At 76.9% G+C, this 17834-nt stretch carries 10 protein-coding genes; 6 read left to right on the top strand and 4 right to left on the bottom strand.

The annotated features are described in order from the left end of the window. Positions 1 to 28: 28 nt before the first annotated feature. From ACIRST_RS16845 to ACIRST_RS16820, 6 genes are all read left to right on the top strand, one after another. Positions 29 to 1333: a non-ribosomal peptide synthetase gene (locus ACIRST_RS16845; protein WP_402802912.1), complete on the top strand. Its 1305-nt coding sequence runs from the start codon at positions 29 to 31 to the stop codon at positions 1331 to 1333. Positions 1334 to 1655: 322 nt separating this feature from the next. Then, a complete protein-coding gene (locus ACIRST_RS16840) occupies positions 1656 to 4760 on the top strand; it encodes an amino acid adenylation domain-containing protein (RefSeq protein WP_402802911.1) in 3105 nt (1034 codons plus the stop codon). Then, on the top strand, positions 4757 to 5932 hold the full coding sequence (locus tag ACIRST_RS16835) for an acyl-CoA dehydrogenase family protein (RefSeq protein ID WP_396553695.1): 1176 nt from the start codon (positions 4757 to 4759) through the stop codon (positions 5930 to 5932). The genes ACIRST_RS16840 and ACIRST_RS16835 overlap by 4 nt, the downstream gene beginning before the upstream one ends. Positions 5933 to 5959: 27 nt before the next feature. Beyond that, positions 5960 to 7756 (top strand): amino acid adenylation domain-containing protein, encoded by a 1797-nt coding sequence (locus ACIRST_RS16830; RefSeq protein WP_402802910.1) that lies wholly within the window; start codon positions 5960 to 5962, stop codon positions 7754 to 7756. A 77-nt stretch (positions 7757 to 7833) separates the two neighbouring features. After that, positions 7834 to 9657, top strand: coding sequence for a non-ribosomal peptide synthetase (locus tag ACIRST_RS16825; protein ID WP_402802909.1), 1824 nt, complete (start codon positions 7834 to 7836; stop codon positions 9655 to 9657). Next, on the top strand, positions 9654 to 12548 hold the full coding sequence (locus tag ACIRST_RS16820) for a condensation domain-containing protein (protein ID WP_402802908.1): 2895 nt from the start codon (positions 9654 to 9656) through the stop codon (positions 12546 to 12548). The genes ACIRST_RS16825 and ACIRST_RS16820 overlap by 4 nt, the downstream gene beginning before the upstream one ends. A gap of 124 nt (positions 12549 to 12672) precedes the next feature. Here the strand turns inward: ACIRST_RS16820 and ACIRST_RS16815 are convergent, their stop codons facing one another. The 4 genes from ACIRST_RS16815 to ACIRST_RS16800 all read right to left on the bottom strand — a co-directional run bounded on the left by ACIRST_RS16815 (position 12673) and on the right by ACIRST_RS16800 (position 17341). Continuing rightward, positions 12673 to 13149, bottom strand: coding sequence for a hypothetical protein (locus tag ACIRST_RS16815; RefSeq protein WP_402802907.1), 477 nt, complete (start codon positions 13147 to 13149; stop codon positions 12673 to 12675). Positions 13150 to 13175: 26 nt separating this feature from the next. After that, positions 13176 to 14498: a VWA-like domain-containing protein gene (locus ACIRST_RS16810; protein WP_402803016.1), complete on the bottom strand. Its 1323-nt coding sequence runs from the start codon at positions 14496 to 14498 to the stop codon at positions 13176 to 13178. Between the two features lie 95 nt (positions 14499 to 14593). Then, entirely contained in the window at positions 14594 to 15889 is a 1296-nt protein-coding gene (locus ACIRST_RS16805) for an AAA family ATPase (RefSeq protein ID WP_402803015.1), read from the bottom strand. A 69-nt stretch (positions 15890 to 15958) separates the two neighbouring features. Further along, positions 15959 to 17341: a hypothetical protein gene (locus tag ACIRST_RS16800; RefSeq protein WP_402802906.1), complete on the bottom strand. Its 1383-nt coding sequence runs from the start codon at positions 17339 to 17341 to the stop codon at positions 15959 to 15961. Between the last annotated feature and the right edge of the window lie 493 nt (positions 17342 to 17834).

Below are 17834 nucleotides of genomic sequence, written 5' to 3'. Positions count from 1 at the left end.
CCGCGACCGGAAACCGGAGACCGTTCCCGTGCACGCCAGCATCACCTCCGCCTACCTCAACCGGTACCGCTCCGCCGCCGCCCGATCCCCGGTGGAGCTGCTCCCGCTGACCGGAGCCCAGCGGCGGTTCCTGATCACCCGCCGACTCGCGCCGCTCCGCCGCTCCGACGTCGTCCCGCTGTTCTTCGCCTACCCGCGCGGCACCCTCGACCAGGACCGCCTGGCCCGCGCCGCCACCGCGGTCGCAGCCCGCCACCCCGCGCTGTGCGGCGGCTTCGCGGCCGTGCGCGGCACACCCGTCCTGCGGGTCGGCGGCCCCTCCGCCGAGGCCGCCCGGATCGCCGTCGCCCCCGGCGGCACGGCCCGCGAGGCGCTGCGCGAAGCCCTGCTGGACTGGCCCGCCGACGGGCCCGCGCTGCGCCTGCTGTTCGCCCACGAGCCGGACGGCGAAGAGGAGTTGCTGGCCCTCGCGCTGGACCACGCGGCCTGCGACGAGCAGTCCCTCGGGGTGCTCACCGCCGAACTCAGCCAGGCGTACGAGACGGACGAACCGGCGGCGGCCGGGCCCGATCCGCAGGCCCTGGCCGACTACCGCCAGGCCGTGGAGCTCCAACTGGCCACCGAGGACGCCGCCGGCGGGCCCGCCGCGCAGGCCCACTGGGGCCGCCGGCTGGGCGGACTGACCGGGGCGGGCGGCGGCGCGGCCGCGTCCACCGGGATGCTCACCGAGCGGCTGCCCGCCGCCGAGGGCGCCGCGCGCAGCGGCGTCTTCCCGGCCCTGCTGGACGCCGTCGGCGTCGCCGCGCACCGGCTGCACCGGGCGCACCGGACCTACCCGGGGGAGGGGGCGCTCGCGCTCGGCTACCCGTGGGGCGGCCGGCCGGCCGGCGCGCCCGCCGCGCTCGGCTGCTTCCTCAACACCCTGGTGCACCCGGCCGGTCCGACCGCCACGAGCGACCCGGACGCCCTCGCCGACGCCTGGTGGGACGACCTCGACCACGCCGGGACCCCGTTCGACGAGGTGGTCCGCGCCGCCCGTACCGCCGGGGCGTCGTGGTCGGGCGCCCTGGACGCCATGCTCACCCTGGAGGACCTGCACCGCCGCCCGCCGCTGGTGCTCGGCGGCACGCCCGGCCGGGAGACCCACTTGGCCGGACGCCCGCTCGCCGCACCGCTCGCCGTCTCCGCGTCGCACGGCGACGACCTGCTGATCCGACTCGCCTGGGACAGCGACCGCTTCCCCGAGGCCGACGCCCACGCCGCCTTCGACGACCTGCTCGCCGTGTTGCGGCAGCACCTGCGGGCTCGGCCGCTCCTGCACACCCACGCCTGAGCCGCCGCGCCCGAGCACCCGCGCCCGAGCACCCGCGCCCGAACGCGCGTGCCCCGAGAGGGCTTCGCGCCTCCCGTACCCAGGGCCCCCACCCGCCCGACCTCCCGCGCCCACCCCGCGGGCCCGAACTCCCACACCGGATCCGCCTCGCCGGATCCACCGCGCCCGGACGCGCGTGCCCCGACGGGCACGGGTGCCCGGTCGCCCCGCGGCGCACCGACACCCCGGTGCGCCCCGGGCCACCCGGCCGCAGCGGGTCCACCCCACACCCGCTCCCGGCCACCGCAGTGCCGACAAAGCCCACCACTCAAGGGAACCGTTCATGTTCGCACTCTCTCCGTCGCAGGAGATCGTCTGGCTGCACGAGCAGATGCTGCCGGGAAGCCGCGCCTACAACTTCACCGCCGTCCTCGACCTGTGGGGCACCCTCGACCGGGACGCGCTGCACGCCGGTCTGGGCGCCGTCCTGGACCACCACCCCGGCCTGCGCCTGGAGTTGGTGCCCACACCGGAGGGGCTGCCCGGCCAGCGGGTCGCCGAGGGGTGCCGCCCGGAGCTGCGCCACAGCGACTTCACCGCCGAGGAGGACCCGGAGGCGGCCTTCCGCCGGCTGCTGGCCGCCGAGGCCGAGGAGCCGGTCGACACCGAGCGGGCGCCGGTGCTGCGCTGGCACCTGGTCCGGCTCGCCGAGGACCACCACCGGCTGATCCACGTCGAGCACCACCTCGTCCACGACGGCCACTCCTTCGCGATCCTGCTGCGCGACCTGTTCACCGTCTACCGCGCCCGCGTCCTCGGCGAGCCCTACGAGCTGCCCGCCGCGCCCTCGTACGAGGACCACGCGCGGACCGCCGCCGACGTCTCCCGCGAGCGCGCCCTCGACTTCTGGACCCGCGAGCTGACCGACGCGCCGCGCGAGGTCGCCCTGCCCGGCCTGGCCCGGCCGGGCGTCGAGCGCCGCCACCGCGGCGGCCAGCTGCGCCAGGCGATCGGCGCCGACCTGGCCGAGCGGCTGCGCGAGCGCAGCACGGCGGACGGCCACACCCCGTTCAGCACCCTGCTCGCGCTGCTCGCCGAACTGCTGCGCCGGCACAGCGGCCACCGCGAGATGGTGATCGGCACGGCCGTCGGCAACCGCCCGGAGGGCTTCGAGGGCACCGTCGGCATGTTCGTGAACACCGTGCCGCTGCGCCTGCGGCTCGACCCCGCCGCGTCCGGCACCGACGCCGTCGACGAGGCGACCGACGTCCTGATGCGCGCGCTGCCCTACCAGGACCTTCCGGTGCAGGAGCTGACCCGCCGTCTTGGCCTGCACACCAGCGGCGCCGACAACCCGCTGTGGAACGTGATGTTCAGCGCGCACGACGCCGCGCTCCCGGACGTCCAGGCGCCCGGGCTGGAGGTCTCGCTGTACGAGGGCTTCAACACCGGCACCACCCGCTTCGACCTCGACCTGGTGCTGCTGCCGGACGACCGCCGGGTGGTCGGCGAGAAGCACGGCGCCGCCGGGATGACCCTGGTCTGGGACTACGACGCGGACCTGTTCCGCGAGTCCGAGGCCGTGCTGCTCTCCGAGCGGCTGCTGGAGCTGCTGCGCTGCTACCTCGACCGTCCGCAGGCGCCGATCGCCGAGCTGGCCCCCGCGCCAGAGGCCGAGTCCGTGTCCGAGGCCGGGTCGGACGCCGCACCGGCCCTGCTCGACCCGGCCGCCGCCCACGACCCGACCGCACTCGCCCTGCTGGCCGGCACCGAACGGATCAGCTACGGCGAACTCGACCGCCGCGTGACCGAGTTGGTCGAGCGCCTGCGCGCCGCCGGGGTCACGCCCGGCCAGCCGGTGGCCACCGTCCTGCCGCGCGGCACCGACAGCGTGGTCGCCCTGCTCGCCTGCCTGCGCCACGGCGCCGTCCACGCGCCGCTGTCCACCGAGGACCCGGCGGCCCGGCTCGGGCTGCTGCTGGAGCGGCTGAGCCCGGCGCTCGTCCTGGCCACCCGGCAGAGCGCTCTCGCGCTGCCCGCCGAGGGAGTCACCCCGGCACTGCTGGACGGCCCGGCCTTCCCGAAGGCCGAGCCCGCCGCCGTCCTGGACGGCGCCGCGTACCTGATCCACACCTCCGGCTCCACCGGCGTGCCCAAGCCCGTGCAGGTCGGCCGCGAGGCGCTCGCCGGGTACGTCGCCGCGATCGCCGCCCGCTACGAACTCACCCCCGCCGACCGCGTGCTGCTGTTCGCCCGGCCGTCCTTCGACGTGGCGCTGGAGGAGGTGCTGCCCGCCCTCGCCGTCGGCGCCGCCCTGGTCGTGCCGCAGCGCGAGGTGCCCACCGGGCCCGAGCTGGTGGCCGTCCTGGCCGCCCGCGGCGTCACCGTCGCCAACCTGCCGACCAGCTACCTGCTGGCCGTCCGCGAGGACCTGCGCGAGGCGCTGCGCGACGGCCGCTGGACGCCCCGGCTGCTCGTCCTCGGCGGCGAGCGCCTGCCCGCACGGGCGCTCACCGACCTCGCCGGGGCCACCACCGTGCTGAACGCCTACGGCGTCACCGAGGCCACCGTCACCTCCACCGTCCACGAGGTGACCGCCGCCGACGTCGCCGCGGACGGCGAGATCCCGCTCGGCACCGAGCTGGACGGCGTACGGATGCACGTCCTGGACGACACGCTGCGCCCGCTCCCGGCCGGCTGCGTCGGCGAACTCGTGGTCGGCGGGGCGATGGTGGCCGACGGCTACCCCGGCCTGCCGGAGCCGACCGCCGCCCGCTTCGTCACCGTCCCCGCGCTCGACGGCGCCCGCGTCTACCGCACCGGCGACCGCGGCTACCGCGACCTGGAGGGCCGGCTCCGCTTCCTCGGCCGCGCCGACAACCAGGTCAAGCTGCGCGGCCACCGGATCGAGCTGGAGGAGATCGAGGCCGCCGCCTCCGCCGAACTCGGCGGCCGCTCCTGCGCGGTGGTGCTGCACACCGACCCGCAGAACGGCCCCCGCCTGATCGGCTTCCTGGAGGGCGCCGAGCGCCCCGACCAGGCCGCCCTGCACGACGCGCTCGCCCGCCGGCTGCCCGGCGGACTCGTCCCGGCGACCTGGACCGCCGTCGCGGCGATGCCCACCCTGCCCGGCGGCAAGCCCGACCGCGCCGCCCTCGCCCGGCTCGCGGACGAGAGCGCCGACCAGGCCGCCGAGGCGCCCGCCGCGCCGAGCACCTTCGCCGACCCCGGCCAGGAGCTGATCGCCGCCGCCTGGCGCGCCGTGCTCGGCCACGACCGCTTCACCGCGGACTCGCACTTCTTCGAGGTCGGCGGCCACTCGCTGCTCGCCGCCGAGCTCGCCGCCCAGCTGGAACCGCACCTCGGCAGCCGCCCGCCGCTGCGCACCCTGTTCCGCCACGCCGTCCTGGCCGACCAGGCCCGCGTCCTCACCGGAGGAGAGAAGTGACCGCCCCCTCCGCCGTCCTGGAGGACGGCCACCGCGAAATCGTCGAGGCCTTCGAGAGCTTCGTGCGCCGCGAACTCGTCCCGCTGGCCGCCGAGTTGCCGGAGACCGCCGACCAGGTGCCCGGCGACCTGCGCACCTACGTCCGCAAGCGCTCCGCCGCGCTCGGCTTCTACGCGGGCGACTACCCCGAGGAGCTCGGCGGCTCCGGCATGCCCTTCACCGCCGTCGTCCTGCTGCACCACGCCGCCGGGCGCAGCGGCTGCGTCCTCGCACCGTACGCCCTGGCCGGCTCGGACGGCCCCAGCCCGCTGCTGCGCAACGGCACCCCCGAGCAGGTCGAGCGCCACCTGATCCCGCTGGTGCGCGGCGAGCAGACCCGCTGCCTCGCCCTCACCGAGCCGCACGCCGGCTCCGACGCCTTCCGGCTCACCACCACCGCGGTGCGCGAGGGCGACCGGTGGGTGCTGAACGGCCGCAAGACCTTCGTCAGCAACGCCGAGCACGCCGGGATCGCGCTGGTCGTCGCCGCCACCGACTTCGGCGACGGCGCCGGCCCCACCGGCGGCTCCACCGCCTTCGTGCTGCCGATGGACCAGCCCGGCCTGCGCATCGGCCAGCGCTACGAGGGCATGTCCGGAGAGCCGCTGTTCGAGCTGCTGCTCGACCGGGTCACCGTCGGCCCGGAGGCCGTGATCGGCGGCGAGGAGGGCGTCGGCGCGGCCACCGCCCTCGCCATCGACAGCCTCTCCCGCGGCCGCCTGGTGGTCGCCGCGATGTGCAACGGCATCGCCGAGTACGCGCTGCGCGTCGGCGTCGAGTACGCCAAGGACCGGCGCGCCTTCGGCCGGGTGATCGGCGAGTACCAGCACGTCCAGGAGCACCTGGTGTCCACCCGGGCCGAGGTCGAGGCCTCCAAGCTGCTCACCCTCGCCTGCGCCCGGCTGGTCGACGAGGGCACCGAGTCGCCCGAGAACGCCGCGCTCGCCAAGCTCACCGCCTCCGAGACCGCCGTGCGCGCGGTGGACCGCTCGCTCCAGGTGCACGGCGCCACCGGCTGGGTGCGCGGCCACCCGCTGGAGTTCCTGTACCGCTACGTGCGGATGACCACGATCATCGAGGGCACCTCCGAGGTGCAGAAGGTGATCATCGCCCGTTCCATGGGCCTGAACTGACGGCTCGTCACGACTTTGGAGACCACGATGGATTCCCCGAGCATCGGATACGGCCGTCCGCACCAGGACGGCGCGGTCCTCGACCTTTTCACCACCTGGGCGCACCGCACCCCGGACGCCCCCGCCCTGATCGACGGCGAACGGACCTACAGCTACGCCGAACTCGACCACCTCGCCGACAGAACCGCCGAGGCCCTGCGCGACAGGGTCGGCCCCGGTGACCTCCTCGGCGTCTGCCTCGGCCACTCGGTGGACCTGGTGGCCGTCACCCTGGCCGCCGCCAAGCTCGGCGCCGTCCACCTGCCGCTCGGCCCGCGCCCCGGCGAGCACCGGCTGCGGGCCGTCGCCGAGCAGCTGCGCCCGGCCTGCCTGATCGGCGAGCCGGACCTGCTGCCGCCCGGCGGCGACCGGCTGCCGCTGGACCTGCCCACCGGCGGCGTGGTGGCCGCCCTGGCCCCCGGCGAGCAGGTGCGCGTCCCCGCCGGCACCCACTACGCGGTGCTCACCTCCGGCTCCACCGGCACCCCGAAGGCCGTCGCCGTCACCGAGCCCGCGCTCGGCGCCCTGCTGCACTGGTACCGCGAACTGACCGGCCTCGGCCCCGGCGAGCGGCACAGCCTGCTCATCGGCGTCGCCTTCGACCCGCACGTGATGGAGCTGTGGGCCGGCCTCACCTCCGGCGCCGCCCTGGTCGTCGCCCCCGAGGCCGTCCGCTGGGACTCCGGCGCGCTCACCGACTGGTGGTGCGAGGCCGGCATCACCGTGGCCGTGCTGCCCACCCCGCTGGCCGAACCCGTCCTGGGCCGGCCCTGGCCGGCCGGTTCGGCGCTGCGCCACCTCACCGTCGGCGGCGACCGGCTGCGCCGCGCCCCCGGGCCGGACGTCACCGCGGCCGTGCACAACGCCTACGGCCCCGCCGAGGCCACCGTCACCACCACCGTGCACACCATGGCCCCTGGCGTCGACCACGGCGCGGGCGCCCCGCCGATCGGGCTGCCGATCGCGGGCGCGGTCGTGCTGGTCACCGACGAGGACGGCCGGCCGGTGCCGCGCGGCGTCGCCGGAGAGCTGCGGATCGGCGGCCGGGGCCTGGCCGCCGGGTACCTCGACCCGGAGCTGACCGCCCGCCGCTTCGTCGGCGCGCCCGAGGGCGTGGACGGCACCGACCGGGTCTACCGCACCGGCGACCGGGTCGTCATGCGCCCCGACGGGGTGCTGGAGTTCCACGGCCGCCTGGACGACCAGGTCAAGGTCAGCGGCGTGCGGATCGAACCCGCCGAGGTCGAGGCCGCGTTCGAGCGCGACCCGCGGGTGCGCCGGGCGGTGGTCGCCGCCGAACAGGCGCCCACCGGCGGCGTCCGGCTGCTCGCCTTCGTCCAGCCCGAGGACGGCGCGCCCGGCGCGGACGGCGGTGCCGACCCCGAGCGGCTGCTCGACGCCGTCCGGCCCTGGCTGCCCGAGCAGGCCGTCCCGTCGGCCGTCCGACTGGTGGAGCGCTACCCGCTGGACGCCAACGGCAAGGTCGACCGCCACGCGCTGCTGGCCGCCGAACAGCCGGAGCCGGTCGGCGAGGAGGGCGACACCCCCGTCGAGCGCACCGTGCTCAAGCTCTGCCGCGAGCTGATCGGCCGCGCCGACCTCGGGCCCGCCGACAACTTCCTGGCCTCGGGCGGCAACTCGCTCGCGGCCGCCCGACTGCTGGAGGCGCTGGAGAGCGAGTACGGGATCCGGCTGCGCGCGCCCCTCGTGCTGCGCCAGCCGGACCTGCGGGCCGTCGCCCGACTGGTCGAGGAACGGGTCGCCGCCTCGGCCGCGACCGCCTGAGCCCCGACCGACTCCGCCCGCACCTCCTCACTGGGGCGCCCCGGCCCTGCCGCCGGGGCGCCCGGAAGGGAACCACCATGACCACCGCGACCCTGCCCGCGCTGATCGCCCGGCAGGCCGAACGGCAGCCCGACGCGCTCGCCGTGACCGACGGCTCCACCATCCTCACCTACCGCGAACTCGTCGACGCCGCAGCGCAGTTGTCCGCCGTGCTGACCGCCCGGGGGATCGGCCCCGGCAGCGCCGTCGGCCTGCTCTGCGCCCGCTCCACCCGCCTGGTCGTAGCCCAGCTCGCGATCTGGCGCACCGGCGCCCACGTCCTGCCGCTCGACCCCGCCTACCCGCGCCCGCGCATCGCCGAGATGACCTCCGACGCCGGTGTGCGGCTCGTCCTCGGCGACAAGGCCCTGCTCGCCGAAGCCGGGCTCACCGAGGAGCAGACCCTCGTCCTGACCGACCACGGTACCGACGCCACCGGGCCGGTGACGCCCGACGCCGCCGACCCGGCCGCGCCCGCCCTGGTGTTCTACACCTCCGGCTCCACCGGCCGCGCCAAGGGCGTGCTCGTCCCGCACGGCGCCGTCGCCGACCTGGTCACCGCCCCGGACGCCATCGCCCTCGGCCCGCGCGACCGGGTGCTCTTCCACTCCGCCGTCACCTTCGACGCCTCCACCTTCGAACTGTGGGCCCCGCTGGCCCGCGGCGCCGCCGTCGCCGTCTCCCCGGCCGACCGGCCCACCGCCGAGGAACTCGGCCGCGACGTCGAGCGGTTCGGCGTCACCACCCTGCTGCTCACCAGCGCGCTCTTCCACCACCTGGCCGCCCGGCAGTCCCGGATCTTCGGCGTGCTGCGCACCGTGGCGGTCGGCGGCGAGGTGCTGTCGCCCGAGCACGCGGGCGCCGTGCTGCGCGCCTTCCCGTGGCTCGAACTGGTCAACGTCTACGGGCCCACCGAGGCGACCACCTTCACCACCCTGCACCGGGTCACCCGGGCCGACTGCGCCGGCGCCATCCCGATCGGCCGGACGTTCGGCGGGGCCCGCGCCCTGGTCCTGGACGAGCAGCTCGCCCCGGTGCCGCCGGGCACCGTCGGCGAACTGTGGATCGCCGGTGCCCGCCTCGCCCAGGGCTACCTGAACCGCCCCGAGCTGACCGCCGAGCGCTTCCGCGAGCTGCCCGGCGTCGGACGCGCCTACCGGAGCGGCGACCTCGCCCGCCGGCTCCCCGACGGCACCCTGGAGTTCCACGGCCGGACGGACGAGCAGGTCAAGCTGCGCGGCTTCCGGATCGAACCGGGCGAGGTCGAACACGCACTGCTGCAGCTCCCCGAGGTCGCCGAGGCGGCGGTCGTCGTCCGCCGGGCCGGACAGACCGACGCCGCCCTCACCGCCTGCCTCGTCCTCACCGAGGGCGCCGGCCAGGCCGTCGACACGCTGCGCGCCCGGCTCGCCGAGCGGCTGCCCGCCCACCTGGTGCCCACCGCGTGGACCGTGCTCGACGCCCTGCCGCTGACCGGCACCGGCAAGGTGGACCGGCGGGCGCTGGCCGCCGACGAACCGGCCGGGCAGCGCCCCTCCGGGGCCGGCGCGCTCACCCCGATCCAGCAGGTCGTCGCCGAGGCCTGGAGCCGCGGCCTGGAACGCCCGATCACCGACCCGGCCGCCGACTTCCTCGCCGAGGGCGGCCACTCGCTGCTCGCCATGTGGGTCGTGGACGACCTGCGCGAGGACCTCGGGGTCGAGCTGTCGCTCGCCGACTTCCTCGGCCACCCGACCGTCGCCGGACAGGCGGAACTGCTCGAACGAGCGCTGCGCGAAGCCGACGGGCCGGACGGCGCCGGGGATCCGGCGCCCCCCGAGGGCCCGGCCGGCTCGGACGACACCCCGGGAGCGGGCCGATGAGCGCCGTGGACCAGGCCGACCTGCTGCGCCGCGCCCGCAGCCGGCGCAGCAGCGCCGCCGCCCCGCCGCAGGGCCCGGCCGTGCCCGACGACGGGCCGGCCCCGCTCTCGCACGCCCAGCAGCGCATGTGGCTGATGGACCACCTCGGCCAGGGCGGCGCCCTCTACAACGTCCCGATCGCCGCCCGGCTACGCGGCCCGCTCGACCGGGCCGCCCTCGCCGCCGCGATCACCGGGCTGACCGAGCGGCACGCCGTCCTGCGCACCCGCTACCCGCGCCGGGGCGAACAGCCTTACCAGCAGGTCGACCCGGTGGCGCCGGTGCCGCTGCCGGTCGTGGACGCCGGGACGGACGCCGCCGCCTCGGACCGGCTCGCCGCCGAGGCCGCCCGGCCCTTCGACCTCGCGGCCGGCCCGGTGCTGCGCGCCCTGCTGCTGCGGCACGCGCCGGAGGACCACACGCTGGTACTGACGGTCCATCACATCGCCGTCGACGGCGGATCGTTGCCCGTGCTGGCCGCCGACCTGGCCGCGCTCTACGCCGCCGCCTGCGACGGCGCGGCACCCGAACTGCCGCCCCCCGGACCGTCGTACGCCGAGTACGCACGCCAGGAGCGCGCCCGGGACGCCGAACTCACCGCCGCCGCCGACGCCCTCGCCGCCCGGCTGGCCGGAGCCCGTCCGCCGGCGCTGCTGCGCCCCGTCCCGCCCGGGGCCCGCGAGCGCCGGGCCGTGCTGCACGCCGCCCCGCTGGACCCCGCCGTCCTGGACGGCCTGCGTAGCCTCGGCGCCCGGCACGGTGCCACGCTGTTCACCGTCGTCCTGGCCGCCGCGTTCGCCGCCCTGCGGGCCGCCACCGGGCAGGGCAACGACCTCGTCCTCGGGTGCGCCAGCGGCCACCGGGCCAGGCCCGACCTGCGGCACACCGTCGGACTCGCGGTCAACACCCTTGCCGTAAGGGTCGATCCGGCCGGGCGCCCGTCGTCCGCGGACCCGACGTTCGCGGAGCTGCTGACGACGGTGCGCGGCGAACTGCTCGACGCCCAGCGGCAGCACGACGTGCCCTTCGACCTCGTGGTCGAGCGGCTCGGCGCGGCCGCCCGGGGCGCGGACGGCACCCCGCTGCTGTCGGTGAGCTGCGACCTCGTCCAGCCCGTCGCCCCGCTGACACTGCCGGGACTGGAGTCCGAGAGCGTCGAACTCGACCTGGGGCTGGCCAAGTTCGGCCTGGCGCTGCTCGTGGAGGACGGCCCGGCGCCGCGCTGCCTGGTGCAGCACGACCGGGACGCGCTGGACGCGACCACCGCCGGACGGCTGCTCGACGCCTTCGCCGCGCTGCTCGCGGCCGTGGCCCAGGAGGCGGACCGGCCCCTGTCCGAGCTGCCCGGCCGCCTGCTGGTCGCCGCCGAACACCCGGTGGTGGCAGGCCTGCTGGCCGATCCCGGGGTGGTCGAGGCGGCCGTGGTCGAGAGCGCCGACGGCCCGCCACTCGCCTACGCGGTGGTCCGCGGACCGGTCGCCCCGAACGGCGCCCAGCTGCGGGCGGCCCTGCGCCGACACCTCCCGGCCGCCGAACTCCCGCTCGCGGTCACGCTGCTGGACCGGATCCCCCGGCACCCCGACGGCACCCCCGACCGCGGGCGGCTCCCCGGCGCGACCGGGGACCGCCGGACGGGGGAGGGGCCGATCGGGGGCAGCGCGGCCGGGGACGGTGCGACCGGGGGCAGCCCGGCCGCGGACGGCCCGATCGACACCGTCCGTACGGCCTTCGGCGAACTGCTCGGCACCACCCCGCCCGCCGACGGCGACTTCTTCGCCCTCGGCGGCCACTCCCTGGTCGCCGTCCAGCTCGCCGAACGCCTGCGCACCCGCACCGGGCTGCCGCTCACCGGCCTCGACATCCTGGAGCAGCGCACCCCGCGCGCCCTCGCCGCCGTACTGGCCGCCCGGGAGGACGAGCGCCGCGCCGCCCAGGCCAGGACCGGCACCCGCCCGCGCACCCGCCCCCGCACCGGCACCGTCCTGCTCACCGGCGCGACCGGCGGGGTCGGTGCGGCCGTCCTGCAGGAGCTGATCGCCCAGGGCAGGCCGGTGCGCGTCCTGGTCCGGCCCGAGTCCGCGCACCTGCCCGCGCTGGACGGCGCCGAGGTGGCGGAGGGCGACCTCGCCGACGCGGACAGCCTGCGGAACGCCGTCGAGGGCGTGGACGCCGTGATCCACTCCGCGTGCACCTTCACCGACCACGCCACCGACCTCGCCGCGATGCGCGCCCTGGTGGACGGCTGGCGGGGCGGCCCGTTCGTCTTCGTCAGCAGCATCGACGCGTACGGCCGCCCCGAGGGCACCGAGGTCCCCGAGGGCGCTCCGAGCGGTACGGCGGTCACCCCGTACGGGCAGGCCAAGCTGGACTGCGAGCGCGTCCTGTTCGACGCCGCCGCCGCCACCGGCCGCGGACCGGTCACCGCCGTGCGCGCCCCGATCGTCTGGGGCCCGCACCACCGCCTGCGCGACCAGCTCCGCTGGGGCTCCACCGGCGAGCTCTACCAGGCCGCCCTGGCCGGCCGGCCCATCCGCCTGCCGGAGGACGAGGGCTGGTACGGCGCCTCCTGGGTGCACGCCGCGGCCCTGGCCCGCGCGCTCGCCGCCTGCGCCGTCCCGGAGCACCCGGCGGCCGGGCGGGTCGTCAACGCGGTGAGCGGGCACGTCTCCTGGCCGGACTTCACGGCCGAACTGGTGCGCCTGCTCGGCTCCGCCAGCCCGCTCACCGTCGGCCCCGACGCCGACGCGGAGCTGCGCCGCCCCTGGCGCTACCGGGCCGGGACCCTGGCCGGAGCGCTCACGCCCGAGCCGGGCGAGGACTGGCGCAGCGTGCTGGCGGCCATGGTCGGCTGACGGCCGAGCAGGCTCCGGGCGGAGGGGTCCCCGGGCAGCGGACCCCTCCGCCCGGCCACGGCAGCCGCCGAAGCCGCCGAAGTCGCCCAAGCTGCCGAGGTCGCCGAAGTTGCCGAAGCCGCTGCTATTCCAGCAGCCACTCGACACCCTCCTGCGGCACCCACGGGAACGGCACCTCGGGCCACCGGGCCGCCGCCCACGCGTCGAGGTCGACCGCGAGGACGGCGGCCACGAACTCCGCGGGCGGCCGGTAGCCGTGGGCGGTGACGTAGTGGGTGATCAGGAAGGGCGCCGCGTAGGCGATCGACGGCGCACCCGGGATCCGCAGTTCGCCGTTGCCCTCCGGCCCCTCGTCCGGGCAGAGGTCGCACTCGTGGACCCCGAGGCAGACGTTCATCCACTGCACCCGCTGGACGGCCGCCAGCTTCTCCACGAACCCGGCGGGCACGTCCCCGGTCGGGTACGGCTCGCCCTGCTGCAGCCAGCCGACGTTCAAGCGGGTGTACGCGGGCCGGTACCAGAGCGCGTAGAACCCGGACTGCGGGTCCGTGAAGGCGTCGTCGGCACTGTAGGTGTATTCGGTCAGATCTTCGTAGAACACCGACGCATCATGCCCGATCGGCCCGCTCACCCGATGGTCACCACCCTGGCCCACTCCGGCGGCGCCTCCGGCCGGTAGTCCGGGTCGGACTCGTTGTAGCTGCCGGGGCGGGGGAAGAGGCCGACGACGGTGCGGCAGGGCGGGGCGGCGGACGGCCACGGGGTCTGGCCGTCCGTCAGCACCACCACGACGTCCGGCCGGGGAGTCGAGCCCAGGGCGGCACCGAAGCCGGCGCGCAGGTCCGTGCCGCCGCCGCCGATCAGCGGGATGCCCGCCGACCGGCACACCGAGTGCACGGCCTGGGGAGCCGCGTCGCACGGCACCACCGTGACCTGGTCACGGCGGCCGCCGACCGCCCGCGCGATCGCCGCGACCTCCAGCAGCGCGCTGCCCAGCTCGTCGTCCGAGACCGACCCGGAGGTGTCGATCACCACCGCGACCCGGGGCGGCCGCCGCCGCAGGCTCGGCAGCACCACGCCCGGCACCCCGGCCGAACGACGGGCCGGCCGGCCGTAGCTGTAGTCCTCGCCGGTGCCCGGACCGGAGACCGCCGAGCGCATCGCCGCCCCCAGCAACTGCCGCCACGGCTGCGGCGGGTGGAACGCCTCCTCGGCCCAGCGCCGCCAGCCCGCCGGGGCGTGCCCGGGGCGGCCCCGGATCCCCTCGGCGACCCGGAAGCGGACGGCGTCGCGCTCCTGCGCGCTCAACCCGTGGGCACCGTCGGGGCCCAACTCCCAGGGGCGGTCGGTGCCGTCGGCGCCGCTGCCGCAGTCCAGCCAGGCCGCGTCCAGGTCGCGCGGGTGGAACCGGTAGGCGCGCAGGTACTCCTCCATCAGGAGGCCCTCCGGCAGCAGCAGGCGTTCCGGCCGCAGCGCCCCGGCCGGCTCGACCAGACCGTCCCCGTACACGTCGTCGTTGATCTCGCAGTCGGCGGCGATGTTCGTGCGCAGCTGCGCCGCCGGGCCCTCCAGGCCGAGCTCGCGGGCGATCCGGTCGCTGCGCCCGTGGTGGTCCCGCAGCAGGTGGGAGACCTCGTGCACCCAGACGCCGGCCAGTTCCTCCACCGGCGTGCGGTTGACGAAGACCGGCGAGGCGTAGCAGCGCCAGTACTTGTCCACGGCCATCGTCGGCACCTCCCGCGACTCCACCAGGTGCAGCGCGAACAGGGCCGTCGACAGGTACGGCCGGGCGCGGGCGGCCTGCAGCCGGGCGGCGTACAGCTTCTCGACGTCCAGCTTCGCGGCGTACGGCTTCGAGGCGTACGGCTTCGCGGTGCCCGGCTTCCTGGGGTGCGGAGGTCCGGGACGGGGTTTCCCGGCGCCCGACGTACCAGTGCCCGGCAGCCCCATACCCGGCTTCCCGGCGCCCGGCTTCCCGGTGCCCGGCAGCCCCATGCCCGGCTTCCCGGCGCCCGGCTTCCCGGCGTCCGGCACGGCAGCCGTACTCATCGGCCCGCCTTCTCCGCCGCCCGGGCGGCGGCGCGGTCGGCCCGGCGGGAGAGCGCCAGCGCCGGGGCCAGCCGCTCGATCGCCTCCGGCACGTCCCAGTCCTCCCGCCGCAGCGAGGCGAGCGTGGTGGCCGGGACGACCACCAGGTCCGGTGCGCCGGTCTCCAGCGCCCGGGCCAGCAGCGCCCAGGCCGAGTCCCAGCGCTGACGGTCCGGCCGGTTGCGCACCGCCGCGACCACCCCGTCCAGCACCGCCTGGCGGAGGTCCCCGCGCTCGGGCAGTTCCGCGCCCGCCGGGTCGGCGAGCAGGTCCTCCGGGTCGGGCAGGTCCATCCGGTCCATGCTCGCCATCAGCTCCAGCCCCGGGCCGTCGCCGACGGTGCCGCGGACCAGCAGCGACAGCACCTCGCGCTCGGACCCGGCCGCGGTCGCGAAGGCGATCAGCCGCAGCGCCATGTCCCAGCTGCGCGGGGACGGCCAGGCGCCGCCGCGCCGGGTCTCGGTGGTGGGCAGCCGGTGCACCAGCTCCGGGCGGGTGGTCAGCAGCCCGCACACTGCGCGCCGCGCGTGTGCGACGGCCGCCGGCAGCGCCTGCGGGTCGAGCCGGGGCAGGGTGGCCACCGGCCAGACCCCGCCGAGGCCGCGCACCACCACCTCGTGGTCGTGCACCCACTGCAGGTGGACGAAGCGGTTGGCCAGCGGCGGGCTCAGCTCCCAGCCGTCGGCCGCCGAGGCGCGCGGGTTGGCGGCGGCCACGATCCGGACGCCCGGCGGGAGCCGGAGCGTGCCGATGCGGCGCTCCAGGACCACCCGGAGCAGCGCGGCCTGGACGGCGGGCGGCGCGGTGGACAGCTCGTCCAGGAACAGCAGCCCGCGCCCGGCGCGCACCAGCCGCACCGCCCAGTCCGGCGGGGCCATCGGCACGCCCTGGTGCGCCGGGTCGTCGCCGACGACGGGCAGCCCGGAGAAGTCGGAGGGCTCGTGGACGCTGGCGATCACCGTGGTCAGCGGCAGTTCCAGCGCCTCGGCGAGCTGGTTGATCGCGGCGGTCTTGCCGATGCCGGGCTCGCCCCAGAGCAGCACGGGCAGGTCGGCGGCCACGGCCAGGGTGAGGGCTTCCAGTTGGGTGTCGGCGCGCGGTTCGGTGGCGGTGTCGTCGAGCAGGTCGAGCAGCCGGCGGGCGACGTCGAGCCGCGAGGGCTCGCGCTGCGCGGCCTCGGGGCGGTCGGCCTCGGGGCGGTCGGCTTCGCGCTGCGAGGCCTCGGGGGTGGGTGCGGGCACGGTCATGGTCATGGTCATGGGTGATCACCTGAGGGGTCACGGGCGGAACGGTCCCGGCGGGCGCCGGTGCCGGTCCGGGAGTCAGCGGAGGGTGGCGAGGCGCGGGTGGGCGCGCAAGGCGAAGTGGCGCGGCCGCGGCCGGTAGGCGCCGTCGCGCGCGGGCGTGCGGTACGTCGGAGAGCGGTGGTCGAGCGGGTAGGTCAGGCCGGAGCGGACCAGGCCCGTCCGGTAGAGGCCGTACGCGATTCGGCGGAGGGCGGCGGCCGCCAGCTCGTCCCGCAGCGGGCCGTCGCGCAGCACCGCCTCCGGGCCGAGCAGGTGCTCGACGACGGCCAGTGCCCCGGCGGTGTCGCCGTGGTCCAACCGTTCGCGGACACCGGCCAGTTCGTGCGGACGGCGGTGCGCCAGGTCGACGGCGGCCAGGCAGGGCAGCGGGCTGCCGGACAGGGCGGCCAGCAGCTCCTCGCGGCGCAGTTGGGCCGGATCGTGGTCGAGCGGGGCGAGTGCCCCGTCGACCAGGCCGATCCGGTGCCACTCCCCGCGGCAGTCCACCAGCCGCTCGGGCGCGGGCCCTGCCGACGGGCCCGTCCGGGGCGGCCTCCGGGGCGGGTGCCCGGGTACCAACGCGGCCGCCACCAGCGGATGCAGGCGGTCCGGCTCGATCGCGCCCCGGCGGAGCAGATCGAGGTCGGGCGGCACCCAGGTCGCGGCGTCGGGCAGCAGCGGCAGCCCCGAGGTGCCCCCGGTGGCGCCGGTGGTGGACCCGTCCGGCCCGAGGAGCAACCGCCGCCGCCCGAGCCGTACGACCACGGGGCCGTCGGGCCGTCCGTCGGCCCGACGCAGCAGGGCGGCCTCGGCGGCCCACCGGTCGACGGCGTGCCGCTCCCCGGGATCGCCGACGCCCGTGTCAGGAAGGCCGGTCGGCGTACCCGCCCCGGCCCGTTCGGCCAGCTCCCCGCTGCGCCCGGCGTCCCAGAGGTGCCGGTGCAGGTCGTAGCGGAAGCGGCGGCTCGGGCGCGGGTGCGGGTGGAGCGGGAGGCCGTCGCCGCCGGACCCGTCCCAGAGGGCGAGGGCGATCCGCTGGCCGTACTCCGCCCAGGCGGGCGGCGTCCGGACCACCAGGTGCACCGGCCGCTCGCCCGGGTAGCGGGCCAGGGCCATGGTGAGCCCGGGCCGCAGCAGCCCGTCGGGCGCGGATCGCGGCAGGTGCCAGCGCAGCAAGTCCGGTGCGAGGCAGCGGAGATCGGCGCGCACCCGGTCGGCGAGCTCCCGGCCGTGGAGACGCGCGACGTCCCCGAGGCGGAAGTCGACCTCGACGTTGGCGGCTGCGCACGCCCCGGCCCAGTCGCCGGCCAGGCGGCGGGCGGTGGCGGTTTCGATCATGGAGGGCGGCACGGCGTACTCGCGTACGCGCCGCCAGAAGGAGATGCGGGAGTCGTTCCCGTTCGCGGTGGAAGTGAGCATCAGCACTCACTCTTCGCGGACGGGACCCCCATTCTGTGATCAGCGTGAGTGGTCATCGCCGGGGAGCATAGCGCCCCCGGCGGCCCGCCCGCCACAGCATTTCGACGTGCCGCCGCCGGACGGCTCAAGGGCCGGTGGAAGGCCGGTCGAGACGGGTGGTTCGTGACGGCTTGGGTGTGTTCTGGTGGTGGACGGAGAAGGCGCGGCCCCGGACGGACGGGGCCGGGCGGGGCAGCGCGAGGGCGTGTCGGGCGCGTAGACGCTCGCGCATGGAGCTGAGTGCGGAGGCTATGGTTCGCCGGCCCGGAGTGGCATTGACTGGTGGACACAAGGACGGACGCGAAGGGCCGCGGGATCCGGGGCCCGTCCGACCGATCCGACTGGTTTCTACTCCGAGCGAGGGTGATCGTGATGGCTGGTGTGGTGGATCTTTCGACGGATGCCGGTGTCGTGCTGGTGGTCGGTGGTACCGGGAAGACGGGTCGGCGGGTGG

This window comes from Kitasatospora sp. NPDC101447, from assembly GCF_044767225.1.
In the GTDB taxonomy this organism is placed as follows: Bacteria; Actinomycetota; Actinomycetes; order Streptomycetales; family Streptomycetaceae; genus Kitasatospora.
This window is presented reverse-complemented; position numbering and strand designations above follow the sequence as displayed.